The following is a 24748-nucleotide window of genomic DNA, read 5'->3' on the forward strand; positions in this document are numbered from 1 at the left end:
TTTTAGCTTACTCGACTGGACCGCGAATACAATCCGATCTTTCGCCACTCCCCCTCGGCACAGGCGCAAACTGTTCTGAAATCATATAACTGTCAAATAGAATATGCGGCTTTTCCTATGTCATTTTTGGTATATTAAATCGATATTATCGCCCGACCACTTTTTTCACGGTGCAAATGGAAACATCCATGGAACGAAATGGAACGAACACATTCGAATTTCTCTCGTTGACAGAAGACAATCCCCTGCTACGCGCTGGGCTTAAAATGGCTCATCTGCGCATGCTGGTGACGATCGAAGAGCATGGTCAGGTCAGCGCCGCCGCTGCCACACTCAACATGACGCAACCCGCCGCTTCGCGCATGCTGGCAGAAATGGAGGCCATTGTTAAAAGCCCTCTTTGCCAACGCGCCTCGCGCGGGGTCGTCCTGACCGAATTTGGCGAAGCACTTGCCAAGCGCGCGAAGAAGATTCTTCTGGAGCTTCGCGAAGCCAGTCGCGAATTGGCGCAGATGAAATCGGGCAATGGCGGTTCAGTTTTCATCGGCTCGGTGACGGCGCCTGCCATCAGCCTTGTCGTCCCTGCCCTGCACAAAGCGATGGACACCTATCCCGGCATCGAGATCAATGTGCAGGTTGAAACAAGCAATGTGCTGGCACGCGAACTTCTGGCCGCCCGGCATGATTTCGTGATCGGTCGCATCCCTGATGATCTCGATCCCGCACTCTTCAGCGCGCATGAAATCGGCATCGAGTCGGCTTGCCTTCTCGTCCGCAAGGACCATCCGCTGTTGAATGGTTCCCCGGCCCAGCTCGAGGATCTATCGCAGTATGATTGGGTGTTCCAGCCGCCGGGTGCCCTCTTGCGGCGCACGATGGAAGATGTCTTTCTGTCACAGGGCGTAGCGCTGCCCCGAAACGTCATCAATACGCCATCCGTCGTTCTGACACTCGCGATCGTTACGCAAACCAACGCGATCGCTCCGCTTGCATTCGAAATGGCACAATTCGTTTCCGGTCAGCATTCGCCGATGGGCGATATCCGCATTCTTCCGACAGATTTCGAATTGAGCGTCAAACCCTACAGCCTGATCATCACGAAAGACCGGGCTTTGCCGCCAAGCGCCCAATTGCTCTACGACCTCGTTCTGGAGGAGAGCCGCAATCTGACATGGAATTGAGAGGCGCAAGCCAGACGCCATGTTGATATGATCGTGTAACCCCATCATCAGGGACCGTCGCATGCTGTTTGGACAATCCGTCTTTCAATCCGTCGTGGAGCGCCTGGAGCGTGAAAATGAAAGCGATTTGCCCGAGGAAACACCGCGATCCGGATCCAACATCAACAGTTTCAGTGCCAGCCTCGTTTTCGAGACCGCAACTCACGACCCTTTGGCGGCCAATCGCCATCTTGAATCGTATCTGGGGTTTGTAGAGCATCCAGTTGCCCACGCTGCGCCTGAGCCAGAGCCGGAGATCATGCCACCGCATTTGGAGAGAACGGCACTTTCCGACGTGTCTGACGAACTGGCGATCAACGATAGGGATACCGTGGAGACATTGAGCGAGAAGCGCCGCAACTTTGCGCGGTTTAACCACCCGGATATGGTGAGCCCGCAGTTTCGCAAAAATGCCAATCTGCGCATGACGGCCGCCAATCTGTTGATCGATCAGGCAATCCGCTTCATCACGCGGTGATCAAGCGTCGTCCTGTGAGGTCGGCACTATCGTTTCTTCGGTCTTTTCGGGCGCTGGCTTGAAGGTAATCAGCAAGACGTAGGCAGAATACGCTGCGATGCCGCCGATGAGGGTTGCCCAGAAAATCTCGTGATTGACGAATTCGATGATGGCCCAGCCCGCGCAGAGACCGACAATCAACAGCCTTACCCACAAAGGCTGATAGATCGGATGATTGGTGTCGATAAACAGCATAGTGTCTCCCTGCGCGTCTTCGGCTGCGATTATGTTTGTGCTGTAGCCGTACCAGACGTCAGGATATCTCCGTCCAGACGCGATAATGCAAGTCCCATATGCCCATCGAACACCAGACTCTGCTCATCTGGCTCGATTGTGATCTGTGGCATCCCACCAATACGGATGGCATTTGTCTGTACCATGCCGTCCTGAATGCTGGTCTTGAGAAGATCGAAAAACCGCGTTCCTGGTCCTGTCACAAAAACGCGCATCGGACCATGCAGGCTGAACAGCCTCGAAAGCCCATTGCCCAAAGCAAGTCCCGCCTGCCGGAATGCGAAAGCCGCCATGCGGTTTCCCGAACGGGCGGATGCTGCGATCTTGTCGACCTCCGCTAACGGCACGAATTTCGCGGGTATCGTATTGGTCGGCACTTCGAATGCCGTGCGCAAAATACCGTAAAAACCGCAATAGGCCTCGACGCAGCCTTTCGCACCGCAGCGGCACAGCGCACCATCCGGCATATGCAGCATATGCCCGAAATTGGGTGCCTCAACCGCCGCGCGGCCCTCCCCCATGTCGCGCGCAACGCCCAGGCCGATGCTGTGGCCGAGCGAGAGGGCGGCAAGCGAGGAGGGCGGCGGTGTCTCAGACCGTTGGCGCATCCACAAGGCCTCGGCGACCAGTAACGTCTCATTATAGAGATAAATCCGGGCGCGAAAATGCGGTGATAATATCTGTCGAAAATCGACCTGCCCTTCGCCCAGTACCGGTGACCATACAAGCATGGCACTGGCCGGATCGACCAACCCCTTGCTGCTGATGGAGATATGCAGCACTGAATTGGAAACGATCTTGGAGCGGTTAACGAGACGAAGCAAGCCGCTCAAGACCGACAGCGCAAAATCCTCCGCCTTGCCGGACGTGCGCGCCTCCCCGAATCGGTCCATCAGCTTGCCGGTGAAGTCCACGAGTGAATACTGAACCGCATCCGAGGATATGACGACCACCGCCACATAGCCGAAATGCCTGTTTGGCTGAAACAGAACCCGCGGTCGACCTCTGCCCGATGCTGCCTGCTGCTCGGTGCGCTCGATGAGGGTGAAACGTTCAAGATCTGCGGTAATGGCCGACACGGTTGCGGAGGCAAGGCCAGTCAATCCCGCAAGGTCGGTGTGCGAGAGATTACCGTGGCGTCGCAACGCGCTCAAAACCCGTAAACTGTTTTGCTGCCGGACCAGCTCTGTGCTCGCTATGCCCGACATTGCAATTCAGTTCCTTCGCCTGTTTTCACCGCCATAGACCCTAAGGGATCAGGCCGCAACCAACCCTGTAGAAAGCCACGCCGAGTTCTGTTGACAGCCTCTGGATTCTCTGACATTTAATTTCTCGACTGTCGAGAAAAAATGCTTTTGGCGTTGCTTGGCAGGTTTCGTGGCGATCGTAGGGGCATGGAGGTGCTTCGCGCTTCGTCGTTACCCGGGAGGACTTCATGAATTCTTTTGCCAAGCTATTGGCGGGTACAGCCGTACTCGTTTCTCTGCACACGGTGGCTGTCGCTGCCGATCTCGTCGTCGGCGTGTCCTGGTCCAACTTCCAGGAAGAGCGCTGGAAGACCGACGAAGCCGCGATCAAGGACGCGCTCAAGGCGTCTGGCGCAAAATACATCTCCGCTGATGCTCAGACCTCGGCCGCGAAACAGCTGACCGACATCGAAAGCCTGATCGCACAGGGGGCGAACGCGCTGATCGTGTTGGCCCAGGACTCGAGCGCCATCGGTCCCGCCATTGAAAAGGCTGCCGCCGAAGGCATTCCTGTCGTGGGCTACGACCGTCTGATCGAAAACCCCAGCACCTACTACATCACCTTCGACAACAAGGAAGTCGGCCGCCTGCAGGCAAAGGAAGTCTTCAAGATCAAGCCGACGGGTAACTACGTCTTCATCAAGGGCGGGTCGACCGACCCGAATGCGGACTTCGTGTTTTCCGGCCAGATGGAGGTGCTGAAAGCCGCCATCGATTCCGGCAAGATCAAGAATGTCGGTGAAGCCTATACCGATGGCTGGAAGCCCGAAATTGCCCAGAAGAATATGGAGCAGTTTCTGACCGCCAACAACAACAAGGTCGATGCCGTCGTCTCGTCCAATGACGGCATGGCAGGCGGCGTAGTTGCAGCACTGGAAGCACAGGGGCTTGCCGGCTCCGTTCCTGTTTCCGGTCAGGATGGCGACAAGGCTGCCTTGAACCGCGTAGCGCTCGGCACCCAGACGGTTTCTGTATGGAAAGACAGCCGCAAGCTGGGCAAAAAGGCCGGCGAAGTCGCTGTCGCGCTGGCCAAGGGAACTAAGATGGAAACGCTGGAAGGCACCATCAAGTTCAAGGGAGGCACCAATGGTGTCGAGATGAGCTCTTATTTCCTTGAGCCGCAGGCCATCACAAAAGACAACCTCAACGTGGTTCTGGACGCAAAGTGGATCACCAAGAGCGAACTTTGCCAAGGCGTGAAGGGCGGAACCGTCGCCGCTTGCAAATAACCCCGCATTTGGCGTGGTGAAACGAAAAGGCCGCAAAGTCAACGTTTCACCTCGTCTTTGACGGCGCCGCCGCAGGCAAGCTTGCGACGGTCCCGCATATGCGAGGCATGATAGGTTTCAGGGAGCACAGGACACATGACGGACCAAACCGTTGTCGCATCGTCACCCGGCGCACGGGCAGAACAGGGCAACCCATTTCGACGTTTCATAAACGCGACGGAAGTCGACACTCGGCTTCTGGGCATGGTGGTTGCGTTGTTTGCCATCTGGGTCGGATTTGACATCCTCTCCGGCGGCCTCTTCCTGACATCGCGCAATTTGTGGAATCTGTCCGTTCAGGCTGCATCGGTTTCCGTCATGGCAACCGGCATGGTTTTGGTCATCGTGACCCGCAATATCGATCTTTCGGTCGGCTCAATCCTCGGCTTCGTCGGCATGATCATGGCGGTGACACAAACACGCTTTCTGCCCGGCTGGCTGGGTTACGACCACCCCATGTCCTGGGTCTTCGCGCTCAGCGTCGGTCTTGCGCTGGGTGCTGCCATCGGGGCTTTTCAGGGCGTCATCATCGCCTTTATGAACGTGCCATCCTTCATCGTCACGCTCGGTGGCCTGCTTGTCTGGCGCGGTGCGGCATGGATGGTGACGAGTGGCGCAACAGTTGCACCCATGGACACCCGCTTTCGCCTGATGGGCGGCGGTGCAGATGGATCGATCGGCGCAACGGCCAGCTGGATCGTGGGCATCATAGCCTGCGTCCTCATTGTCCTGTCGATCATCAATTCACGCAGACAACGCAAGCGTTTCGGTTTTCCGCTCAAGCCCATCTGGGCCGAGTTTTTCATGGGCCTCGTTGGCTGCGGTATCGTGCTGGGAGCTGTGAAGGTTCTGAATAGCTACTACATGCCGGTCAATCTCGCGCGAAAATACGCCGAAGCCAACAATATGGTCTGGCCGGATGCGGGCCTCGAAATCTCGCTGGGCGTTGCCATACCGGTGCTAATCGCGCTCGGCATCGCCATCGTCATGAACTTCATCACCAATCGCACCCGCTTCGGCCGCTATGTCTTTGCCATCGGCGGCAATCCGGAGGCAGCGGTTCTCGCAGGTATCAAGACCCGCTGGGTGACGGTGCGGATTTTTGCGCTGATGGGAGCCCTGTGCGCCATCGCAGCCGCTATTTCCACCGCGCGTCTGAACGCTGCGACAAACGCTCAGGGCACACTGGACGAGCTTTACACGATAGCCGCAGCTGTCATCGGTGGCACATCGCTTGCCGGTGGTGCTGGCACCATTGCCGGCGCCATTCTGGGCGCCATTGTCATGCAATCGCTCAATTCCGGCATGGTGCTGCTGGGCATGGATACGCCCTTGCAAAGCATCGTCATCGGAATGGTACTCGTTCTGGCTGTCTGGCTGGATACCGTTTACCGCGCCAGAGCCAAGTAAGAATAAGAGGAGTTTCCGATATGACGGACCAATCCACTCCGCTTGTGGAAATGCGCAATATTTCCATTTCCTTCGGTGGCATCCACGCGGTGGAAAATGCTTCTGTCGATCTCCATCGCGGCGAAGTCGTGGCATTGCTCGGCCACAATGGCGCAGGCAAATCAACGCTGATCAAGATTCTGTCCGGCGCCTATCGTCGCGATGGCGGAGATATCCTGATCAACGGCGAGGACGTCGATATTCGCAATCCGCGCGACGCCAAGAAATTCGGCATCGAGACCATCTATCAGACCCTGGCCGTCGCCGACAATGTCGATGCCGCAGCCAACCTCTATCTCGGCCGTGAGCTACGAACCCCTTGGGGTACGCTGGACGATGTGGCCATGGAGGCCTCCGCTCGCGAAGTGATGGGCCGTCTCAACCCCAACTTCAAGCGCTTCAAGGAGCCGGTGAAGGCGCTATCCGGCGGACAGAGGCAATCCGTCGCCATTGCACGCGCCATTCTGTTCGATGCCCGCATTCTCATCATGGATGAGCCCACTGCCGCACTTGGACCGCAGGAAACCGCGCAGGTGGGTGATCTGGTAAAGGAGCTCAAGAAAGAAGGAATCGGCATCTTCCTCATCAGCCACGACATTCACGACGTCTTCGATCTCGCAGACCGTGTGTTCGTGATGAAAAACGGCAAGGTCGTCGGCCATGCAAGAACGCAGGACGTGACCAAGGACGAAGTGCTGGGCATGATCATTCTGGGCAAGGTACCCGAAGGAGCAACGCCCGGCCCAGGCGCAATGAGGCCCTGATCATCCATCCCAAGGGTGCAGCCAAACGCACCCTTGGATCTTTAGGAATGAAACACGGTGTGCAGACGGCTGACGCCCACACATCGTAAGATCGATCTTCAGTCCTTGATGCGTCGCAGAAGTTTCACCAGTTGATCGCGCGCCTTTTCGCCGCCCAAGCGATCAATCAGCTTGTTTTCGTGCTCCTGCCAGAGACGGGACACCTCTTCCACCACAACATGACCTTCAGGCGTCATATCCAGATAGTGAACGCGACGGTCTGACATGGATCGACGTCTTTGAATGAGCTTCTTGTCCTCAAGACCATCAATGATGGCCACGAAGTTGGCACGCTGGATACCGAGTGCTTCTGCGACATCGCTCTGTTTTAAGCCGCTATTGTTGGCGACGAGGATGAGAACCGAAAAATCGGCTGGTCGCAAACCGAGCGTCAACAGACTATCGTTGAATTCGGACACAACCGAAAGCTGTGCTCGTCGGAGCCTGTAGACGACGGCGTCAGATAGGATCGAGTAATCGATATCCACCTTTGGTGTTGAGGACGCGGCAGCGGCATACATATATTTTGTTTCATCAACGCGATAGTCGAATGCGAGACCTTCAGTCACGTATAGCCTCCATTGATTCGTTCCAAGATTGTAGTAAACTACCGAATTAGGTGTATTAGAACAAGATTTAATAATATATAAAGCAACGATATAAAACTTTCCACTCCTAATTAATCGCCATTAAAATGGTGATCAAAATAAAGGATAAGTTGCAACGACTTAGCGTTCCAAGTCATGTTTTAAGAGCCAGGAAAAATCTTTTTCCATCTGGAATGACGGTTCAACGACTGTCGTGCATCCCAAAAAAAGTCGCAGACACGATGATGAACTGTGGAGCGGAAGCGCTCATTTCGCGAGCAAATGCACACGTTTTAGGAGAATGAAAGTGCACATGCAGATGCGTCTGGAGAAAGATGATCCCCTATCCCAATCCCCACTCTAATTTTACGCATTGATGCGCAGGACAAGCTAGGCTAAGAACCAATCACAACCAGCGGCGATTCATTGCCCGCACGGATGCACCCGTAGCTCAGCTGGATAGAGTGTTGGATTCCGATTCCAAAGGTCACAGGTTCGAATCCTGTCGGGTGCGCCATAGTTTTCAGTAAATTGTTGACGCTTTGAAGTCTCAGATTTTCTTCACAGAAAGCACATAGGAAGCGGGCGCGAGCGGCAATCAATGACATCTCCGTACATCATCGAGAACTTGCTAAGCGGATCCTATGCAGTGACTAGCGAATTCCTGCAACAGTTCTGCGAACGAATTAGAAAAGCTACAGAGAAGCCAGTTTCATTGACCGCTGAATACTCGACGGGGCACAAAGAGCGTTATTCCGATGAGAACGAATTCTTGGGGAGTCCATGGCTCCTAGCTCATACTGTTAACAGCATCGTTATTGACAGCGGTGCCTATGGCGACACTTGCGTGCAACTGAGGTTTTCTGACTTTTTGTTTCGAAGGGTTGCACTGCAGATCTCGGGGCAGCGCGAGCGGTGCATCTTGCTCGAAAGGGAGATATTGGCCCTTACAAGCTCCATCAAAACGTACATTGCGCCGCTGCACTCACAACGGTACTGCGGTCACGTTGGCGGAGCGGTGATCGCAGTGTTCGGGCTCGCCGCATATGAGCACACACAGGACGCGTTGGCGTCAGTGTTAATCACGCTCGGCTTTATCTTCATTGCAATTAATTTGATCGGCTACCTACTTCCTAAATACGAAATTCAAATAGGAAGAGGCAAAAGAGCTGCTGCGAGAAGGCGATTTCTAGCAATATCTATTTTTGGCTTTTTCGTTGTTGGTGCCTTGGGTGCAATTTACCAAGATGCCGTTGTTGACAGGTTCAGTAGTTTTATAAGCTTGAAATAGCGCTGCGAGCATCAGGTTGGGAAGCTTGTTCTATCTCGGCACCACAATGGCCTTGCCTTTAAAAAAGTCATATCGAGAGAGAAATTGCGCAAATGTTTTCAATTGGGCTCTAAAACTCTCGGCTTAACGCTGGGTCTTTATCGGTCCCTATTTTGCGCCCATGCCTACAGCCACGCGATCCCACCGCTAGCCGTCAAGTTTTTTCATCGGGTATAATCCACCAGAAAAGCTGCACCAGATCCCGCCAAGTCCTCGACATATCTTCCCAAGCCGTGACGGCCGTCCCATAGGCATAAATTGTCATAAGCGTAACAGCGAACAAAACCAGCCACGGCCATATGCGGCGCTTACGCTCTGGCTGTCTTTTGATCTTCCTCAAGGCCGTACCTTCGTTTTCTTCTCCTGCATGATTTCTTAGTCAGCTTGACGGATCGCCATCTCAATCAGATGTGCAAGCATGTCTCCATTGACTGCCGAAGCCGAATCGTGGGCCGCTTTCATCGCCTTAAGCGCATTCTTCAAATCATCCATCATCGCCTCCGGTTGCCACCAGATAAAATTAAATCAGCGGCGCGATCAATCGAAACGACGACCCTTCTTGGCTCCTGAGATTACGAGAACACAAGTAGAAAGACGCTGGTACCGGGCGCGGGCTTTCCGAAAACACCTTCAGTAGTCCTCTCTAGAAAATGGAGATTGAGAGAGTGCGTCCTGAGACAAGAGCACCCCCTCCCTACCTCGGCCGAACACATCGTGCTGGGCCATCATGGCGACACTAAAGCTGCGATAGAAGCCCTGCAACACCAGCTCAATTGACGCCCTCCGTTATCGTGATGGCCTCACGATCTTCCTTTCGTCTCCCGACACCGTTGCGAACAAAATTTGACGCTGTCCCAGTTCTTCTCCCACTTCTTTCGCCATGAAAACGGCCGGCCGCAAACCGGACAAATCTTTGAAGGCAGGTTTGATTTGTCGCGATGTTTTGCCATCTGCTATTCCAGAATATTCTATCGTTAAAACGACCTACGCCCCAAATGGTGAGATCAGTTTGGCGAAAACGTACGCACAGTCAGATTGTTTCCATCGGGATCACAAAGATACGCCTTGCCGAGAGGCATGAATGAATTACTTTAATACCCATCAGCAATCACGTGAACCTCTTGCTGCGCTGGGTGTTTATAACACATGGAAACATTGCCCTCGCCCGTTCTATCCTCCCTGCCACCAAACTTCCGCGCCATTGTCCTAGGGGCAAGTGGAGGCGTAGGGTCAGCAATTGCTGGTCTGGTGGAGCAACAGCCGCAGCTTGGCGAACTCTTCACGTTTTCACGCAGGGCTGACGGGTTTGATCTGCATGACGAGAAAAGCGTCGAGGCAGCGGCAGCAGCGGTCTCCGGCGGTCCCGTTCATCTTATTGTCTGCGCGACCGGCATTCTGACGACGAACGGCGTATCGCCGGAAAAATCGCTGAAATACCTGGACCCTGACATTATGCTGGAGCAATTCAGAACGAACGCAGTGGGACCAGCGCTGATCGCCAAGCATTTTTTGCCGCTGCTGGACAGACAACAGCGTTCCATCGCGGCGTTCCTGTCGGCACGCGTCGGTTCTATCGGCGATAACCGACTGGGCGGGTGGATGTCCTACCGCGCCGCAAAGTCGGCGCTGAACCAGATCGTTCACACCTGCGCAATAGAGTACCGACGCACACACCCTTTGGCGGTCGTGGTGTCGATCCATCCGGGAACGGTGCGGACCGGCCTGTCAGATCCGTACTCGCGTGGCCACAATACCGTCTCTGCAGAAGAGGCCGCTCATGCGATGCTGTCGTCACTGGACAAATTGCATCAGGAGCAATCCGGGACGTTCATCGCTTATGACGGCAGCGACATTCCCTGGTAGCCACCAGCCGATCGGAAGATTATTTTCCGTCACTGGCGATCTTCGCCTCTAACGACTTCGCAATGGCCTTGAGGTTCCGCTTTTTGCCCGCAATCTTTTCCATGGCTGCAATGGCGAGCTCGCTTGCAACAAAATCGGATTTATGGCCGAGATTATGGACGACGATGAGTTCGGCGCCTCTGATATCACGCGCGAGATGGCGCGAATGGATATCGGTTGAGACAACCTTGTCGGCATCGCCCGCAATGATGACGGTCTTTGCCTTGATGTCGCGAAATGCTGGAGACGCCGTCTTTGCCCATGCGTTCAAGCCACCCACTTCCTGCGCATTGTGACGGAAGGCGATGGGCCGCAACGCCTGATACGCCTTTGTTTTCGATATATAATCCGACGGGCGTGGGTTGGGATCAAAGACAGATTTAACAGCGGCATCCATGGCGAATGCGCCGGCTGGAGGCGCGATGAGCGTGCTAAACAGAACCCCGGCGAAGGGTAGCCGTGCTGCATCGTAATACCAGGAAACCCCGCCCGGCCACGGGTAGAGCGCCGGAGACAGAAAAACAAGGCCTTCTACCATGTCTGGATTACGCACGGCAAAGGCGGCGATGATGGCGCCGCCGAAGGAGTGGCCGACGATGATCGCCTTGCGGATGCCCCGTTTTTTCATAAGTTCCGCGATGGCATCTGCCTGTGCATCGGGTGAGACATTTGCCTTCGGCCCCACATCGGAGCGGCCGTGACCGGGCCGGTCAACGAACAGCAACGTCGCTTTGCCCTCCAGCTTTTCACGGAACGCATACATCGGGTCATAAAGGCTAGTGCTGGCGCCGTGAATGAAGACGAGAGGCGGAAGCGTTGCGCCTTTCTTGGCTGGCAGGAGAATGCTGTTGAGCTTGAAACCACCGACGTCGACTCTAGCCTCGCCTGATTTGACCGAAGACTTTATCTTTTCCGACGCCAAGGCCCCACCTCCGAGCATCATTGCGATAGAAATTCCGAACACAGTCACTAAACGAGATGCCATGATGAACCTGAAATAGAGAGGCGTGACGAAAAACGAACCCGTCGGCTCGACGTCGCGTGAAGCAGACATCCGCGTCCTTCAACGAGCGATGCGACCGCCAAACTTCTCGGTGATCCAATGACCTGCACAAGCCGAAACGCCCGACAGCAGCGAGCCCCAGATCAGATCGGCAACCGTCAACGTTGTCGTCCAGGTGACGAGCGTCGCCTGGTTGGTCAGGTCATAGGTCGCATAGGCCATGAAACCGAGCATTGCGCCATAAAGCGTTGACGTCCCCAGCTTGGCTGTAACAAGGCCCGGGCGCACGGCAAAGAAGGTCAGTCCTGCGGCATAGATAAAGTAGAACAGGATAGCGGGGATGGGCCGAAACTCCGGCGCCAGCATCGGCCCCAATGTCGGCCGATAGAGCACATCTGCCATCACGCTCAGCCACACAAAATCGATGGCGACAAACACCACCAGCGTCGAAAGATAAGCTACAGCGCGTTTCTTCATCTTAGCCCCAATTTCCGAAAATCATCAGTTGATTCGCGACCATTCGACGCCCTTGCAGATAACGCCAGCAAGAACGCAGCCCTTGGTTGTCATCGTATCGCCCTTGACCGACACCGTCAGTTTGTAGGTCAGATCGCGCTGCGGGTCGAAAGCGGTTCCAGCATACTCTCCGTCAGAGGTCGGCTTGATGCTCATGACCAGCTTGTCACCCTCTTTCTCTGTCGGCGTACCGGGTTTGATCCAAGTGTTGGTGGCGCAGATATCGCCGCCGCAAGGCGCGACGCGAACCTTGGCGTTGCCATCGCCGCGCGACCACTGACCGTTGATGTCTGCGGCCGAAGCGGCGCCCATAGAAAAAAGGACCATGCAGATGGCGTAGGGGAATGCTGTTTTCATCACCGTCTCCTCCGACAGTTTGACTGTGTCGTGATGTACTGAAGGCTAGAACGGTGGAAAAGTTTCATTGGATCACCCGAAAACGTCTTATCGGTTTTTTTCTTTCCCGACCAAACCAGGGGGTGTTCTTCGCCGTAGTCTGTTGAAAGCAGAAACATATCAGTGCGGAAGAATGTCCCGATGAACTACGGTTTGATGATCTTGATTGCCATTGGGCTCAGTCTTGCCATGACGTCCGCGTGGGCCATACAGCGAAAGACCGGCGCCAGCGGTTGGATCGACACCATCTGGTCCTTCGCCGTGGGGATCGGCGGACTTGTTGCCGCTTTGGCCGCGCAAGGCACATTCGAGCGGCGCATAGCGGCTTTCATCATCATCGCCATATGGTCGATCAGGCTTGGTAGTCATATCGGGACCCGCACAAAGGGCGGCGGCGAAGACCCGCGCTATGCCAAGCTGGTAGAAGACTGGGGCAGCAAAGCTGGCAAACGCCTGTTCCAGTTTCTACAGATACAGGCATTGGCAGGGTTTATCCTCGTGTTGGCGATCTATCTCGCCGCCTCCAATCCATCACCATTCCCCACATGGCTGGACATCACCGCCATAATGCTTGCGCTCGTCGCACTTGCGGGCGAAGCCGTGTCGGACCGGCAGCTTGCGCATTTCCGCAAAACGCCCGAAGCGAAAACCGAGGTGTGTGAAGAAGGTCTGTGGGGCTACTCTCGTCATCCCAACTACTTTTTCGAGTGGCTGTTCTGGTGTTCTTGGCCGCTGATGGCCCTCACGGGACCCTCACCATTGAGCTGGGCTTCGTTGCTCGCACCTGCGCTGATGTACTGGCTGCTCGTGCACGCGTCAGGCATCCCGCCGCTGGAAGAGCACATGCTGCGCTCGCGGGGTGAGAAATTCAAATCCTTGCAAAGACGCGTGAACGCGTTCTTTCCTGGACCACGAAAAGAGGAGGAATAGGATGAACATGTTGGCTTTCGCCATCAACGCTGCGGAACGGGCACCGCTTTCTGACAGCTTGACGCTGGCTGGCATCGATTTTCTTTGCGCCCGCACCAAGCGGAAGCTGGAAAAATCTCCCCAAGAGGAAGAGCAGACATTCACGCAAAGGATGACGGATTTTCCCGTTGCGACCAACACGGACGACGCCAATCGCCAACATTACGAGGTACCGGCAGAATTCTTTTCTCTGGTACTCGGACAACAGCGAAAATACTCCTGCTGCTATTACCCCAGCGCCAACACGACGCTGGACGACGCTGAAACGGCAGCCTTGGCCGAAACCGTCAAGCATGCGAATCTCACCGACGGCATGGACATCTTGGAACTGGGTTGCGGCTGGGGGTCGCTTTCGCTTTACATGGCACGCCAGTTTCCCAATGCACGCATCACATCCGTCTCCAATTCTGCGTCACAACGCGCCTATATTCTTGGTGAGGCGGAGCGTCATGGCATCCGCAATCTGACTGTCATCACAGCAGACATGAATGACTTTGCACCATCTGGGAGCTACGACCGAATAGTCTCCGTCGAGATGTTCGAACACATGTCGAACTGGCGCACGCTGTTTGAAAGGACGCGCAGTTGGCTGCGGGAGGACGGCAAACTGTTCATTCACGTCTTCACCCACAAAAGCCGCTCCTACCGGTTTTGCCCCAGCGACCCGACTGACTGGATCGCACAGCATTTCTTTACCGGCGGCATCATGCCGGCACACGACCTTCCGCACCGCTTCGACGATACGTATGAAGTTGAGGCTGAATGGCGATGGTCGGGTGAACATTACCGCCGCACGGCCATGGACTGGCTGGCGAACTTCGACCGGGAAGCTGAGCGTATTACCCCGATCTTGAAGCAGGTTTACGGCGCAGACGCGGTTCTGTGGCGGCGTCGCTGGCGACTCTTCTTCCTCGCCACAGCCGGGTTGTTTGGCCATGCAAAAGGCGACGTATGGGGCGTTGGCCACTATCTACTTTCGCCCGCGAAACGCTAACCGATGACAAACAAGGATGGAACGCGTGATCCCTTGACCGCAGCAACGATGACCGTTGCCTGGGTCATCATCTTGAACAAACCGTTCTACCCTCTGTCCATCTGGTGGCTGGTTGGAAATGGCGTCGAGGCATCGTTGATCAGCGTTGCCTCCATGCTGTTTTTTCTGGCCATTCCCCTGATCTCCCGCAGATCAGCGCTTGCTGCACGTGTCGCACTGCCGTTGATCGGCACCATCGATACGATCTTTGAGACCAAGCTGTTTGGCACCGCAGCTGGAACAGAGCTGTTTTTTGCCGCCTGCATCATGCTCGTCGCCCTGTCGTTCAAGGCAAACGAAAAGATGTGGCAGATTGGCATGACCGGTGTGGTCTTCGCCGGATTTCTGTTCACGCGCTATCTGATCGGTGACGCAATGCATATCTGGACCGCGCCTGATCTCGCCAAACTGTTCAACCTCAACGCTTTCGCCGTGGCATGCCTGACAGCCTTCATCGCGTTACGCTATTCCGGTCTGGACAAGGGCGATCAGTCCTCCGGTGCGAGACCGTCGTAAACCTCCAACAATGCAGCAGAGATTGCGGTGCCAAGAGCATTTGCGGCCTCGCGAATGGCGACATCGTCGCCTTGCCGAGAGGCAATCGCCAGATTTGACCCTTCGACAGCAATAATGGCTTTCGCGCGTTCTATGGCCCACAGGCCGAAATCGCCGCGATTGTCTATCGACACAGTATCCATGCAATCCAATTCCGTCAAAATGAGCCATCCCGGCGCGGGGTTTGATATAGCCTCCGTCTGTCAGAGCTGTCAAAACTTGAGAGTTCATTCCTGATCGGCTACCACCCTTGAACACATCTCGATTGGGATCGATGCAACGCATTATTGCGTTACGTTCGCGATCATCTGGATCGAAACGGCATGAAACGACCGGCATAAGGAAGCATTTGACATGAGCCTGAAGTTTGGAACGAGCGGTCTTCGCGGACTTTCACAGGATTTGAAAGGCAAGGCCTCGGCAATCTACGCAACAGCCTTTGCAAGACACCTTCTGGCTTCTGGCATGGCGAAGGCCGGGGATCCGATCCTCATCGGCCAGGATTTCCGCGATTCCAGCCCGGATATCGCACAGACCTGCATTGGCGCATTGAAGGCAGCCGGATTGACCCCGCTCGATTGCGGGACGCTGCCAACCCCCGCTCTGGCGCTTTACGGTCATTCGTTGAAAGCCGCAGCTCTGATGATCACCGGATCCCATATTCCCGCAGATCGTAACGGCATCAAATTTTATCGTCCGGATGGAGAGATCGACAAGAAGGACGAATTGGCGATTGCTGAAATCGCCAAGCAATTTGAAGCCGATGGTGTGACTGCAGACACCGCGCAGGCTGATAGCCACGCTGAGCAAGCCAACACCCTGTTTTTTCAGCGCAATGCTTCGTTGCTTCCGCACCAAGCCCTGACAGGTCTCAAAGTCGGGGTCTACCAGCACAGCACCGTTGCCCGTGATCTCTTTGTCGATGTTCTGAAACATTATGGAGCAGATGTCGTAGCACTCGGTCGCTCCGAGACCTTCATTCCCGTCGACACGGAGGCCGTCTCCGCCGATACGCTGGAAAAGCTCAAAGCTTGGGCTGCAGAACATCAGTTCGACGCTATCATTTCCGCCGATGGTGATGGCGACCGGCCCTTGTTGGCCGATGAACATGGCATACCCCTGCGCGGCGATCTCATCGGTCTGATGACCGCGAACTTCCTGAGAGCGGATGTGGTTGTCACCCCGGTGACCTCCAATTCCGGCATCGAATCGAGTGGCGCGTTTGAGGTCGTGCGCACCAAGGTTGGTTCACCCTTCGTGATTGCTGGAATGGATGAAGCGCTGGCCGCCGATAAAAACGGCATCATCGGTTTCGAAGCCAATGGTGGATTTCTGACGGCGTCACCGTTCGACCTCGGCGACAAAACCATCTCCCCACTTCCAACGCGCGACTGCTTCCTGCCGCTGCTGGCTGCCTTGAAGCTGGCTGCGGACCAGAAGAAGCCGATGTCACAGATCGCTGCCGCCTATAAGCTGCCCGTCGCTGCTGCCGATCGTTTGCAGGATTTTCCGCAGGACAAGAGTGCCGCCATCATGGATCACCTGCGGTCTTCTCGCGCCAACCTGGATGCCTTCCTAGCACCTGTGGGGACCGTTAAGGACACCAGCGATATCGATGGACTTCGCGTCACGCTGACCGATGGCAGCACCATCCACTTCCGACCATCCGGCAACGCGCCCGAGATGCGCTGCTATGTTGAAGCAGCCAATGAGGATGAAGCCAACGCCTTACTCGCCAAGGGACTGGACCTTCTTCGCAATTTCGGTTGATACACACTCGCCAAGTGCGGCAATACGCTCTGTCGCATCTGCCGTTTACAGTTGCGCTTTGTGAACGAAAGCCGCAAAACGGCTCGAACAGGAGACGGCGAGACGTGGCAGATGAAACCATCACGCTTTATGAGGCCATCGGTGGGGAGCACACGGTTCGTGCCTTGACGCGACGCTTCTATGAGTTGATGGACACCTTGCCGGAAGCCGCCAACTGCCGCGCCATCCACCCGCCGGATTTGTCAGGCAGCGAGAGCAAATTCACCGAATATCTGATCGGCTATCTTGGTGGCCCGCCGATCTATGTCGAGAAACACGGCCATCCCATGCTGCGAAGACGTCATTTTGTTGCGCCCATCGGCGCTGCCGAGCGTGACGAATGGCTGCTGTGCTTCAGCCGTGCGATGAACGACACCATCGAAAACCCGAAGCTTCGCGAGATCATCTGGGCGCCCGTCGAGCGATTGGCTTTCCATATGCAAAACCAGGAAGAACCACGCCCATGAAAAGCAGCTGGCTGCGCCCGACAAGCCTTTTCCTCTCGGGTATTTTGGGCGGAGCAGGCGTCGCCCTTGCGGCTGCGGCAACACATACGGGCGCGACGCAGCTGCTGGGAAACGCTTCAGCCATGTGCTTGGCCCACGCCCCTGTACTTCTCGGCCTCTACCTGGGTTGGGAACGCATCAAGACGGCTGCACCCGTAGCGGCTCTGCTTGGTTTGGGAACACTCGTTTTCGCAGCCGATCTCGTCTCGAGACATTTTACCGAAAGCGGTCTGTTCCCCATGGCCGCACCCATTGGCGGGCTCGGCATGATCTTGGGTTGGCTGGCTCTTGCCAGCGCCGCCTTTTTCGCAGAAGCGCGCCGATAGAGTCAGTTCGTAGCACTGGGATCATTCATCGTCTGGAGCGCTCGTTCCAAACTGGATTTGCTGCCGTTTCGCAACGGTACAAAGGTCTTGCCGAATTTCTTGCAGCCGGACTTTACACGCAAACACGCATCATGACTGATACAGTCGATGGGGCAAAACACGCAATCGACCGACGGCAGAAGCGTATCAATGCGCGAAACAGCTTCTCGCAGGCCGCCGTCGTGGTGGATGAGTTCCGCATCGAAGTTGCTGGCAATCTGGCGAAGATGGGCGACCTGACAGTCACGTCCGCCGACGTAAAGAAAGCTTTTGGGCGCAACTTTTGCTTGCATAGACGCTGAAGGTGCGACCTGTTGCGAGCGATTCTCCCGCTTGCCGTTTCGCTCCGCCTTCTTCTTTTCTTTTCGCGCCATGCCTCACCTTTTTATCAAAACCCGCTGCCTGTTCACTCAGACTGGCTGCACGATAGTAAAGATGAGTTTTAGAGTAAAGTATAAAGTTGATAATTTATATCATGTTTTTTTGAGCGACGCCGGGATGATGCCCAGACCACCCATGAACAGCTGCTCCAGAAACCGCGCTGCGTCCTCAAACCGCCCCTCGCCTGCATGCGCTGATCCCAAAACTGAGCGGACCTGAACATCGAAATCGGCATAGTGCTGGGTCGTGGCCCAAATAGAGAAGATCAGGTGATAAGGGTCGCACGCCGTGATCCGTCCGGCTTTGGCCCAGGTGCGAATGACGTCAGCCTTTTCATCCACCAGCTGTTTCAGCGGACCTTTTAATTCATCTTCCACATGAGGCGCACCTTGCAGGACCTCATTGGCAAACAGACGGCTTTCTCTGGGATAGTCCCGTGCCATTTCCAGCTTGCGGCGAAGGTAGGATTTGATTTCCGTTTCTGGATTGCCCTTGGCATCGAAAGCACGAAGCGGGTCCAGCCAGGTATCCAGCACACGCTCGATCAAGGCGCGGTGCATGGTCTCTTTTGTACGGAAATAATAGAGCACGTTCGGCTTCGACATGCCCGCCACTTCGGCGATCTGGTCGATGGTCGTGCCGCGAAAGCCATTTACGGAAAAGACATCCAAAGCCGCTTCTAAAATGATCTCTTCTTTTTCTTCCTGTATCCGCGTTCGTTTTTGCGTTTTCGCCGCTCTGGGTATGGCCATGAAGAATCTCTGTCTGTTTTAAATGCAATTGGCAGGTCGGTTTGGGCAAAAAATAATCGGTGATGAAAGCTCAACCATAAAATACCGCTTTACACGGTGAAAATCCCTCGATTTCTTCTAGTCGTCAAAGTCCGAAATAACAATGTTTACCAGTCGGTCAAATTAACTGCATGCCGCTCTGCTTTCGTATTTCATCGAATCCTACTGCGAACGGCACGCCCCTTGCATGATGACGTCCAAAACAGGTGAGGAAAAGACTGGCATGCCGGAAACACCCGCAAAAAATGAAGCAATCGGAAAAAACCTGACCATCGACGGCAACCGTCTGTGGGACAGTCTGATGGACATGGCAAAAGTCGGACCCGGCATCGCCCATGGAAACAACCGCCAGACCCTGACGGATGAAGATGCGCAAGGCCGTGACCTCTTTAAACGCTGGTGCGAGGCCGCAGGGATGAGCGTGGGCGTCGATGCCATGGGCACGATGTTCGCCACTCGCCCCGGCACGGATCCGGAAGCGCTGCCCGTCTATATCGGCAGCCATCTCGATACCCAGCCGACCGGCGGAAAGTTTGATGGCGTCCTAGGCGTTCTAGCCGGGTTGGAAGTGGTGCGAAGCCTCAACGACCTCGACATCAAAACGAAACACGCAATCGTCGTGACCAACTGGGCCAATGAGGAAGGCGCTCGTTTTGCCCCCGCCATGCTGGCATCCGGCGTATTTGCTGGCATGCATGACCTCGATTACGCCTATGGCCGTACCGATACGGCAGGCAAGACCTATGGTGACGAACTGAAACGCATCGGCTGGCTTGGCGAAGAGGAAGTCGGTGCACGCAAGATGCACGCTTATTTTGAATATCACATCGAACAAGGACCAATCCTCGAAGCGCAGGGCAAACAGATTGGCGTCGTTACCCATTGCCAGGGCCTTTGGTGGCTGGAGGTGACGCTGACTGGCAAGGAAGCGCATACCGGCTCCACCCCCATGGCCATGCGCGTCAATGCAGGGCTCGCGGCCGCCCGCATTCTGGAAAAGGTGCAGGATGTCGCGATGGCCCATCAACCCGGCGCGGTTGCCGGTGTCGGGCAGATGATCTTTTCACCCAACTCCCGCAATGTGCTACCCGGAAAAGTGGTTTTCACCATCGATCTGCGCACACCCTCGCAGGAAAAGCTGGATGGAATGCGCACCATCTTCGAGAAGGAAATCCCGAACATTGCGGAGGAGCTCGGCGTTGGTTGCACAATAGAGGCCATCGGCCATTTCGATCCGGTGACCTTTGATCCCGCTCTGGTCGGTCGTGTGCGCGACGCAGCGTTAAAGCTGGGTTACAGCCACATGGACATCATTTCAGGCGCGGGCCACGATGCCTGCTGGGCAGCCCAGGTCGCGCCTTCCACCATGATTTTCTGCCCCTGCGTGGACGGCCTTTCCCACAACGAGGCCGAAGACATCTCTCCCGAATGGGCCGCTGCCGGCTGCAATGTATTGCTACACGCGGTGCTGGAAACTGCGGAGATCGTGGAATGACCACCATCATCAAGAACGGCACCATCGTCACCGCCGACCTGACGTATAAGGCCGACGTCAAAATCGAAGGCGGTGTCATCGTCGAGATCGGGCCGGACCTTTCCGGCGATAGCGTTCTGGATGCGACGGGCTGCTACGTGATGCCCGGCGGTATCGATCCGCATGTGCATCTGGAAATGCCCTTCATGGGCACCTATTCGGCGGATGATTTTGAGAGCGGCACACGCGCGGCCTTGAGCGGCGGGACGACGATGGTCGTGGACTTCTGCCTGCCGGAACCCGGACAATCATTGCTCGATGCCCTCAATCGCTGGGACAACAAGGCGACGCGGGCCAACTGCGATTTTGCTTTCCACATGGCCGTGACCTGGTGGGGCGAGCAGGTCTTCAACGAGATGAAGACCGTCGTTCAGGACAAGGGCATCAACAGCTTCAAGCACTTCATGGCCTATAAGGGTGCGTTGATGGTGAATGACGACGAGATGTTCGCGTCCTTCTCCCGCTGCACGGAACTCGGCGCGCTTCCCATGGTGCATGCGGAAAACGGCGATATCGTTGCGCAGATGCAGGCCAAATTGCTGGCGGAAGGCAATAACGGTCCGGAAGCCCATGCCTATTCTCGGCCAGCCTCGATCGAAGGCGAAGCCACCAACCGCGCCATCATCATCGCGGATATGGCGGGTGCGCCACTTTATGTCGTCCATACCTCGTGCGAACAGGCGCATGAAGCCATCCGCCGGGCGCGGCAGAATGGCATGCGGGTCTATGGTGAACCGCTGATCCAGCATCTGATTTTGGACGAGAGCGAATATGCCAACCCCGATTGGGACCACGCTGCCCGCCGCGTCATGTCGCCGCCGTTCCGCAACAGGCAGCATCAGGACAGCCTCTGGGCCGGACTTGCCGCAGGGTCGCTCCAATGCGTGGCCACCGACCATTGCGCCTTCACGACCGAACAGAAACGGAACGGTGTCGGAGACTTCACCAAAATACCGAATGGCACCGGCGGGCTCGAAGACCGCATGCCACTGCTCTGGACACATGGCGTGGCAACAGGCCGCCTGACGATGAACGAGTTCGTTGCTGTGACCTCGACCAATATAGCCAAGATATTGAATCTTTATCCGAAAAAGGGCGCAATCCTCGTCGGCAGCGATGCCGACATCGTCGTCTGGGACCCTAACCGCCAAAAAACCATTACTGCGAAAAACCAGCAATCTGCCATCGATTACAATGTGTTCGAAGGACAGAAGGTCAAAGGCCTACCGCGCTTCACGCTCTCTCGCGGTGTCGTGGCGATCGAGGAAAGCACGGTCAAAACGAGGGAAGGCCACGGCCAGTTCGTGGCCCGCAAGCCCTACCCCGCCGTCAGCAAGGCGCTGTCCACATGGAAAGAACTCGTCGCGCCCCGCAAGGTGGAACGCACAGGCATACCGGCGAGCGGGGTGTAAAAATGAAGACCTTTTTGATGGTCGCCATGATGTCCGCGCTACTCGCCTCTACGGCCAGCAGCGCTACCTTTCTTGATGGCGCTTATGGCGAAACAGAGGGATGCACCTATTCCAAGACAGGAGAATCGAGCGGTGCGGATACATTTTTCCTGCTGAACGATGAGGGAATTACCACATCCACCGCCTTCTGCGCTTTTTCCGGCAATGCCACGAAGACCGCTTCCGGCTTCAAAATTACAGCCCAATGCGAGAGCGAAGGAGAAAAAGAATCGAAGGAAACGGTCGATCTCAAAAAGAGCGCCAAGGGCTACACGATTAATTTTAAAGATGGCACAAGCTGGGGACCGCTTCCGAAATGCCAATGACAGCACCGCCTTCCTTCTCCGTCGTTTCCGCCAAAAATCTTGGCCTTACCTTTAAAACGGGCGACGGACCGGTTCATGCACTGTCCAACGTCGATCTCGACGTGAAGAAGGGCGAGTTCGTGTCCTTCATCGGTCCGTCTGGATGCGGGAAGACGACGTTTCTGCGCGTCATCGCCGATCTGGAAAAGCACACGTCAGGTGAGATCACCGTCAACGGCACGACGCCTGAAAACGCCCGCAAGGACCGGTCCTATGGATATGTGTTTCAGGCAGCGGCCCTTTACCCATGGCGCACCATCGAAAAGAACATTGCCCTGCCGCTTGAAATCATGGGTTACACGAGGGACGAGCAGCAGGCGCGGGTAAAACGCACGCTTGATCTTGTCAATCTCAGCGGCTTTGCGAAGAAATTTCCCTGGCAGCTTTCCGGTGGCATGCAGCAGCGCGCCTCGATCGCCCGCGCGCTCGCCTTCGATGCTGATCTTCTTCTGATGGACGAGCCCTTCGGTGCGCTGGACGAGATCGTCCGCGACCATCTCAACGAGCAGCTTCTCAAACTGTGGAGCGCCACCGGCAAGACCATCTGCTTCGTCACACACTCCATTCCCGAGGCGGTTTACCTCTCCACCAAGATCGTCGTCATGTCCCCTCGCCCCGGCCGGGTGACTGATATCATCGAGTCGACGTTGCCACGTGAACGACCTCTGGAAATTCGAGAGACGCCGGAGTTTTTGGAAATTGCACACCGCGTGCGCGAAGGGTTGAAGGCGGGGCATAGTTATGAGGAGTGAGCCGTTTTCATTTTTGCATGTCGCAACCCTTCGTCACCACATTCTCCCCGTCCTCACCATCCTCCTCGCCATTCTCGTTATCTGGCATATCGCAGTCGTCTACCTCAACATGCCCTTCGCACGCGATCAGGCGGCAAGAGCAGGCCAGCAACCGAGCTTCTCCGAACTACTGCCCCAAACCTTCGCACAGGAGCGCCCCGTCCTGCCCGCGCCGCACCAGATCATCGCAGAGCTTTGGGACACGACCGTCAACAAGGCCATTACCTCCAAGCGCAGCCTTATCTATCATGCGGGCATTACGCTCTCGGCGACACTACTGGGTTTTGCCATCGGCACCGGGCTTGGTATTCTGCTGGCCGTGGCAATCGTCCATAACCGCGCGATGAACCGCTCCGTCATGCCCTGGATCATTGCAAGCCAAACGATACCGATTATCGCTGTGGCACCGATGATCATCGTCGTGCTGAACTCCATCGGCATTTCCGGCCTGTTGCCGAAGGCGCTGATTTCCACCTATCTCAGCTTCTTTCCCATCGTCGTCGGCATGGTAAAGGGGCTTCGCAGCCCTGAGAGCATTCAGCTGGATCTGATGCACACCTATTATGCGGCACCCTCGCAAATCTTTTGGAAGTTGCAGTGGCCGTCCGCCCTGCCCTACCTGTTTACCTCACTGAAAATCGCTATCGCCATTTCGCTGGTTGGAGCCATCGTTGGAGAACTGCCAACGGGTGCGGTGGCTGGCCTCGGCGCACGGCTTCTCTCCGGCTCGTACTACGGCCAGACCGTGCAGATATGGGCAGCACTGTTTATGGCTGCCGGCGTTGCCGCCATTCTCGTCTCGATTGTCGGCATCGCCCATACGCTGGTTCTCAGAAGAATGGGAGAGCGGCCATGAGCAGTCCCGGCTGGGTCATCGGCGCGGTGCTGTTCTGGCTTGCCGCCTGGGCTTTGAACGAATGGCTGGTGCGCCAGCATTTTCAGACACCTGCTGCACAACGCGCCAGCGGCATTGCCATCCCGCTCATCTTCGGGGCGGCCATCCTCATGCTGTGGGAGGGCATGGTGCGCGGCTTTTCCGTTCCACCAATCCTGCTGCCGGCGCCCAGCGCCATCTTCGTTCGTCTCGTCAGCTCCGTCCCCATTCTCTGGGCGGATTTCCGGCAGACGTTTCTCAAAGCTGTGCTGACCGGATATATCCTGGGCTGTGGTCTGGGCTTTGCCATCGCCATTATTATTGACCGCTCACCGTTCCTGCAACGCGGGCTTCTCCCCATCGGTAATTTCGTCTCGGCGCTGCCGGTCGTCGGCATCGCGCCGATCATGGTCATGTGGTTCGGCTTCGACTGGCAGTCCAAGGTCGCTGTCGTCGTCATCATGACGTTCTTTCCCATGCTGGTGAACACGGTGCAGGGGCTCTCCGCTTCCAGCCACATGGAGCGCGACCTGATGCGCACCTATGCTGCTGGCTGGTGGCAGACCCTGGTGAAACTGCGCCTTCCGGCTGCTTGGCCTTTTATCTTCAACGCTTTGAAGATCAACTCCACGCTGGCGCTGATCGGTGCCATCGTCGCCGAGTTCTTCGGCACGCCCATCGTGGGCATGGGATTTCGCATTTCGGCCGAAATGGGCCGGAGCAATGTGGATATGGTCTGGGCCGAGATTGCCGTCGCGGCAATGGCAGGTTCGGGCTTCTACGGTTTGGTGGCGCTGGCAGAGCGCGCCGTCACTTTCTGGCATCCGTCCGTCCGCAGTGGACGGACGTAAA

General features: G+C 56.0%; 28 protein-coding genes, 1 tRNA gene and 1 pseudogene. 20 read left to right on the top strand and 10 right to left on the bottom strand.

The features are described from left to right. Positions 1-188 precede the first annotated feature (188 nt). Both RMR21_RS10955 and RMR21_RS10960 read left to right on the top strand, forming a co-directional pair. Entirely contained in the window at positions 189-1181 is a 993-nt protein-coding gene (locus RMR21_RS10955) for a LysR family transcriptional regulator (RefSeq protein WP_498668050.1), read from the top strand. Between the two features lie 61 nt (positions 1182-1242). Then, positions 1243-1698 (top strand): hypothetical protein, encoded by a 456-nt coding sequence (locus tag RMR21_RS10960; RefSeq protein WP_498668051.1) that lies wholly within the window; start codon positions 1243-1245, stop codon positions 1696-1698. Here the strand turns inward: RMR21_RS10960 and RMR21_RS10965 are convergent, their stop codons facing one another. Next, a complete protein-coding gene (locus RMR21_RS10965; RefSeq protein WP_498668052.1) occupies positions 1699-1932 on the bottom strand; it encodes a hypothetical protein in 234 nt (77 codons plus the stop codon). A gap of 29 nt (positions 1933-1961) precedes the next feature. After that, complete coding sequence (locus RMR21_RS10970; RefSeq protein WP_498668053.1) at positions 1962-3179, bottom strand: ROK family protein; 1218 nt, start codon at positions 3177-3179, stop codon at positions 1962-1964. Positions 3180-3406: 227 nt separating this feature from the next. Here RMR21_RS10970 and xylF point away from each other — a divergent pair, with 227 nt between their 5' ends. From xylF to RMR21_RS10985, 3 genes are all read left to right on the top strand, one after another. After that, positions 3407-4447 (top strand): D-xylose ABC transporter substrate-binding protein, encoded by a 1041-nt coding sequence (xylF, locus tag RMR21_RS10975; protein ID WP_498668054.1) that lies wholly within the window; start codon positions 3407-3409, stop codon positions 4445-4447. Positions 4448-4582: 135 nt separating this feature from the next. Then, positions 4583-5896, top strand: a complete 1314-nt coding sequence (locus tag RMR21_RS10980) for a sugar ABC transporter permease (protein ID WP_498668055.1) — start codon at positions 4583-4585, stop codon at positions 5894-5896. Between the two features lie 20 nt (positions 5897-5916). Next, positions 5917-6699, top strand: coding sequence for an ATP-binding cassette domain-containing protein (locus RMR21_RS10985; RefSeq protein WP_498668056.1), 783 nt, complete (start codon positions 5917-5919; stop codon positions 6697-6699). A 98-nt stretch (positions 6700-6797) separates the two neighbouring features. On the opposite strand, the gene RMR21_RS10990 is transcribed toward RMR21_RS10985, so the two are convergent. After that, positions 6798-7307, bottom strand: a complete 510-nt coding sequence (locus RMR21_RS10990; RefSeq protein WP_498668057.1) for a MarR family winged helix-turn-helix transcriptional regulator — start codon at positions 7305-7307, stop codon at positions 6798-6800. Positions 7308-7765: 458 nt separating this feature from the next. Between RMR21_RS10990 and RMR21_RS10995 the strand changes: the two genes are divergently transcribed. After that, a tRNA-Arg gene (locus tag RMR21_RS10995) sits at positions 7766-7842 on the top strand. A 132-nt stretch (positions 7843-7974) separates the two neighbouring features. Then, complete coding sequence (locus tag RMR21_RS11000) at positions 7975-8616, top strand: hypothetical protein (protein ID WP_498668058.1); 642 nt, start codon at positions 7975-7977, stop codon at positions 8614-8616. 839 nt (positions 8617-9455) lie between these two features. Here RMR21_RS11000 and RMR21_RS11005 read toward each other — a convergent pair. Beyond that, positions 9456-9605 carry a DUF2256 domain-containing protein gene (locus RMR21_RS11005; protein ID WP_498668059.1) on the bottom strand — a complete coding sequence of 50 codons (150 nt, stop codon included), beginning with the start codon at positions 9603-9605 and terminating at the stop codon, positions 9456-9458. Between the two features lie 196 nt (positions 9606-9801). On the opposite strand from RMR21_RS11005, the gene RMR21_RS11010 reads away from it, so the two are divergent. Beyond that, entirely contained in the window at positions 9802-10518 is a 717-nt protein-coding gene (locus RMR21_RS11010; protein WP_498668060.1) for an SDR family NAD(P)-dependent oxidoreductase, read from the top strand. 19 nt (positions 10519-10537) lie between these two features. Here RMR21_RS11010 and RMR21_RS11015 read toward each other — a convergent pair whose 3' ends face one another. From RMR21_RS11015 to RMR21_RS11025, 3 genes are all read right to left on the bottom strand, one after another. Next, positions 10538-11497, bottom strand: coding sequence for an alpha/beta fold hydrolase (locus RMR21_RS11015; RefSeq protein WP_498670141.1), 960 nt, complete (start codon positions 11495-11497; stop codon positions 10538-10540). A 123-nt stretch (positions 11498-11620) separates the two neighbouring features. Next, entirely contained in the window at positions 11621-12037 is a 417-nt protein-coding gene (locus RMR21_RS11020; protein ID WP_498668061.1) for a DUF2177 family protein, read from the bottom strand. A 24-nt stretch (positions 12038-12061) separates the two neighbouring features. Next, complete coding sequence (locus RMR21_RS11025; RefSeq protein ID WP_498668062.1) at positions 12062-12433, bottom strand: DUF2147 domain-containing protein; 372 nt, start codon at positions 12431-12433, stop codon at positions 12062-12064. A gap of 180 nt (positions 12434-12613) precedes the next feature. Between RMR21_RS11025 and RMR21_RS11030 the strand changes: the two genes are divergently transcribed. Genes RMR21_RS11030 through RMR21_RS11040 form a run of 3 tightly spaced genes read left to right on the top strand, consistent with a single transcriptional unit; the run spans position 12614 to position 14990 of the window. Further along, on the top strand, positions 12614-13402 hold the full coding sequence (locus RMR21_RS11030) for a DUF1295 domain-containing protein (protein WP_498668063.1): 789 nt from the start codon (positions 12614-12616) through the stop codon (positions 13400-13402). 1 nt (position 13403) lies between these two features. Further along, the gene (locus RMR21_RS11035; RefSeq protein ID WP_498668064.1) at positions 13404-14435 is read left to right on the top strand and encodes an SAM-dependent methyltransferase; all 1032 of its coding nucleotides are present in this window, start codon (positions 13404-13406) and stop codon (positions 14433-14435) included. A 3-nt stretch (positions 14436-14438) separates the two neighbouring features. Then, a complete protein-coding gene (locus RMR21_RS11040) occupies positions 14439-14990 on the top strand; it encodes a hypothetical protein (RefSeq protein WP_498668065.1) in 552 nt (183 codons plus the stop codon). On the opposite strand, the gene RMR21_RS11045 is transcribed toward RMR21_RS11040, so the two are convergent. Then, positions 14963-15172 carry a hypothetical protein gene (locus RMR21_RS11045; protein WP_498668066.1) on the bottom strand — a complete coding sequence of 70 codons (210 nt, stop codon included), beginning with the start codon at positions 15170-15172 and terminating at the stop codon, positions 14963-14965. The genes RMR21_RS11040 and RMR21_RS11045 overlap by 28 nt on opposite strands. 211 nt (positions 15173-15383) lie before the next feature. On the opposite strand from RMR21_RS11045, the gene RMR21_RS11050 reads away from it, so the two are divergent. The 3 genes from RMR21_RS11050 to RMR21_RS11060 all read left to right on the top strand — a co-directional run bounded on the left by RMR21_RS11050 (position 15384) and on the right by RMR21_RS11060 (position 17670). Next, on the top strand, positions 15384-16799 hold the full coding sequence (locus RMR21_RS11050) for a phosphomannomutase (protein WP_498668067.1): 1416 nt from the start codon (positions 15384-15386) through the stop codon (positions 16797-16799). Positions 16800-16903: 104 nt separating this feature from the next. Beyond that, entirely contained in the window at positions 16904-17305 is a 402-nt protein-coding gene (locus tag RMR21_RS11055; protein ID WP_498668068.1) for a group II truncated hemoglobin, read from the top strand. Continuing rightward, positions 17302-17670: a DUF423 domain-containing protein gene (locus RMR21_RS11060; protein WP_498668069.1), complete on the top strand. Its 369-nt coding sequence runs from the start codon at positions 17302-17304 to the stop codon at positions 17668-17670. The genes RMR21_RS11055 and RMR21_RS11060 overlap by 4 nt, the downstream gene beginning before the upstream one ends. 2 nt (positions 17671-17672) lie before the next feature. Here RMR21_RS11060 and RMR21_RS11065 read toward each other — a convergent pair. Both RMR21_RS11065 and RMR21_RS11070 read right to left on the bottom strand, forming a co-directional pair. Further along, positions 17673-17984: pseudogene (locus RMR21_RS11065) on the bottom strand (DUF2325 domain-containing protein); the annotation flags it as partial. 198 nt (positions 17985-18182) lie between these two features. After that, positions 18183-18842: a TetR family transcriptional regulator C-terminal domain-containing protein gene (locus RMR21_RS11070; protein WP_498668070.1), complete on the bottom strand. Its 660-nt coding sequence runs from the start codon at positions 18840-18842 to the stop codon at positions 18183-18185. A gap of 262 nt (positions 18843-19104) precedes the next feature. Between RMR21_RS11070 and RMR21_RS11075 the strand changes: the two genes are divergently transcribed. Genes RMR21_RS11075 through RMR21_RS11100 form a run of 6 tightly spaced genes read left to right on the top strand, consistent with a single transcriptional unit; the run spans position 19105 to position 24747 of the window. Further along, positions 19105-20376, top strand: coding sequence for a Zn-dependent hydrolase (locus RMR21_RS11075; protein WP_498670142.1), 1272 nt, complete (start codon positions 19105-19107; stop codon positions 20374-20376). After that, the gene (hydA, locus tag RMR21_RS11080) at positions 20373-21827 is read left to right on the top strand and encodes a dihydropyrimidinase (RefSeq protein ID WP_498668071.1); all 1455 of its coding nucleotides are present in this window, start codon (positions 20373-20375) and stop codon (positions 21825-21827) included. Before RMR21_RS11075 ends, hydA begins: the two co-directional genes overlap by 4 nt. Before the next feature lie 2 nt (positions 21828-21829). Continuing rightward, positions 21830-22192, top strand: coding sequence for a hypothetical protein (locus RMR21_RS11085; RefSeq protein WP_498668072.1), 363 nt, complete (start codon positions 21830-21832; stop codon positions 22190-22192). Next, entirely contained in the window at positions 22189-22983 is a 795-nt protein-coding gene (locus RMR21_RS11090) for an ABC transporter ATP-binding protein (RefSeq protein ID WP_498668073.1), read from the top strand. Before RMR21_RS11085 ends, RMR21_RS11090 begins: the two co-directional genes overlap by 4 nt. Next, complete coding sequence (locus RMR21_RS11095) at positions 22973-23878, top strand: ABC transporter permease (RefSeq protein ID WP_498668074.1); 906 nt, start codon at positions 22973-22975, stop codon at positions 23876-23878. Before RMR21_RS11090 ends, RMR21_RS11095 begins: the two co-directional genes overlap by 11 nt. Beyond that, the gene (locus RMR21_RS11100) at positions 23875-24747 is read left to right on the top strand and encodes an ABC transporter permease (protein ID WP_498668075.1); all 873 of its coding nucleotides are present in this window, start codon (positions 23875-23877) and stop codon (positions 24745-24747) included. The genes RMR21_RS11095 and RMR21_RS11100 overlap by 4 nt, the downstream gene beginning before the upstream one ends. Position 24748: the final 1 nt, after the last annotated feature.

It is taken from the genome of Agrobacterium sp. rho-8.1 (genome assembly GCF_033957725.1).
GTDB lineage: Bacteria > Pseudomonadota > Alphaproteobacteria > Rhizobiales > Rhizobiaceae > Agrobacterium.

What these genes read in the sequence shown, in the direction of transcription:
- RMR21_RS11035 (WP_498668064.1), top strand. Translation starts at nt 13,404, where the DNA reads ATGAACATGTTGGCTTTCGCCATCAACGCTGCGGAACGGGCACCGCTT.
- RMR21_RS11050 (WP_498668067.1), top strand. Translation starts at nt 15,384, where the DNA reads ATGAGCCTGAAGTTTGGAACGAGCGGTCTTCGCGGACTTTCACAGGAT.
- RMR21_RS11090 (WP_498668073.1), top strand. Translation starts at nt 22,189, where the DNA reads ATGACAGCACCGCCTTCCTTCTCCGTCGTTTCCGCCAAAAATCTTGGC.
- RMR21_RS11020 (WP_498668061.1), bottom strand. Translation starts at nt 12,037, where the DNA reads ATGAAGAAACGCGCTGTAGCTTATCTTTCGACGCTGGTGGTGTTTGTC.
- RMR21_RS11100 (WP_498668075.1), top strand. Translation starts at nt 23,875, where the DNA reads ATGAGCAGTCCCGGCTGGGTCATCGGCGCGGTGCTGTTCTGGCTTGCC.
- RMR21_RS10970 (WP_498668053.1), bottom strand. Translation starts at nt 3,179, where the DNA reads ATGTCGGGCATAGCGAGCACAGAGCTGGTCCGGCAGCAAAACAGTTTA.
- RMR21_RS11070 (WP_498668070.1), bottom strand. Translation starts at nt 18,842, where the DNA reads ATGGCCATACCCAGAGCGGCGAAAACGCAAAAACGAACGCGGATACAG.
- RMR21_RS10980 (WP_498668055.1), top strand. Translation starts at nt 4,583, where the DNA reads ATGACGGACCAAACCGTTGTCGCATCGTCACCCGGCGCACGGGCAGAA.
- RMR21_RS10955 (WP_498668050.1), top strand. Translation starts at nt 189, where the DNA reads ATGGAACGAAATGGAACGAACACATTCGAATTTCTCTCGTTGACAGAA.
- RMR21_RS11045 (WP_498668066.1), bottom strand. Translation starts at nt 15,172, where the DNA reads ATGGATACTGTGTCGATAGACAATCGCGGCGATTTCGGCCTGTGGGCC.
- hydA (WP_498668071.1), top strand. Translation starts at nt 20,373, where the DNA reads ATGACCACCATCATCAAGAACGGCACCATCGTCACCGCCGACCTGACG.
- RMR21_RS11085 (WP_498668072.1), top strand. Translation starts at nt 21,830, where the DNA reads ATGAAGACCTTTTTGATGGTCGCCATGATGTCCGCGCTACTCGCCTCT.
- RMR21_RS11075 (WP_498670142.1), top strand. Translation starts at nt 19,105, where the DNA reads ATGCCGGAAACACCCGCAAAAAATGAAGCAATCGGAAAAAACCTGACC.
- RMR21_RS10960 (WP_498668051.1), top strand. Translation starts at nt 1,243, where the DNA reads ATGCTGTTTGGACAATCCGTCTTTCAATCCGTCGTGGAGCGCCTGGAG.
- RMR21_RS11025 (WP_498668062.1), bottom strand. Translation starts at nt 12,433, where the DNA reads ATGAAAACAGCATTCCCCTACGCCATCTGCATGGTCCTTTTTTCTATG.
- RMR21_RS11040 (WP_498668065.1), top strand. Translation starts at nt 14,439, where the DNA reads ATGACAAACAAGGATGGAACGCGTGATCCCTTGACCGCAGCAACGATG.
- RMR21_RS11015 (WP_498670141.1), bottom strand. Translation starts at nt 11,497, where the DNA reads ATGCTCGGAGGTGGGGCCTTGGCGTCGGAAAAGATAAAGTCTTCGGTC.
- xylF (WP_498668054.1), top strand. Translation starts at nt 3,407, where the DNA reads ATGAATTCTTTTGCCAAGCTATTGGCGGGTACAGCCGTACTCGTTTCT.
- RMR21_RS11030 (WP_498668063.1), top strand. Translation starts at nt 12,614, where the DNA reads ATGAACTACGGTTTGATGATCTTGATTGCCATTGGGCTCAGTCTTGCC.
- RMR21_RS10985 (WP_498668056.1), top strand. Translation starts at nt 5,917, where the DNA reads ATGACGGACCAATCCACTCCGCTTGTGGAAATGCGCAATATTTCCATT.
- RMR21_RS11060 (WP_498668069.1), top strand. Translation starts at nt 17,302, where the DNA reads ATGAAAAGCAGCTGGCTGCGCCCGACAAGCCTTTTCCTCTCGGGTATT.
- RMR21_RS11005 (WP_498668059.1), bottom strand. Translation starts at nt 9,605, where the DNA reads ATGGCAAAACATCGCGACAAATCAAACCTGCCTTCAAAGATTTGTCCG.
- RMR21_RS10965 (WP_498668052.1), bottom strand. Translation starts at nt 1,932, where the DNA reads ATGCTGTTTATCGACACCAATCATCCGATCTATCAGCCTTTGTGGGTA.
- RMR21_RS11095 (WP_498668074.1), top strand. Translation starts at nt 22,973, where the DNA reads ATGAGGAGTGAGCCGTTTTCATTTTTGCATGTCGCAACCCTTCGTCAC.
- RMR21_RS11010 (WP_498668060.1), top strand. Translation starts at nt 9,802, where the DNA reads ATGGAAACATTGCCCTCGCCCGTTCTATCCTCCCTGCCACCAAACTTC.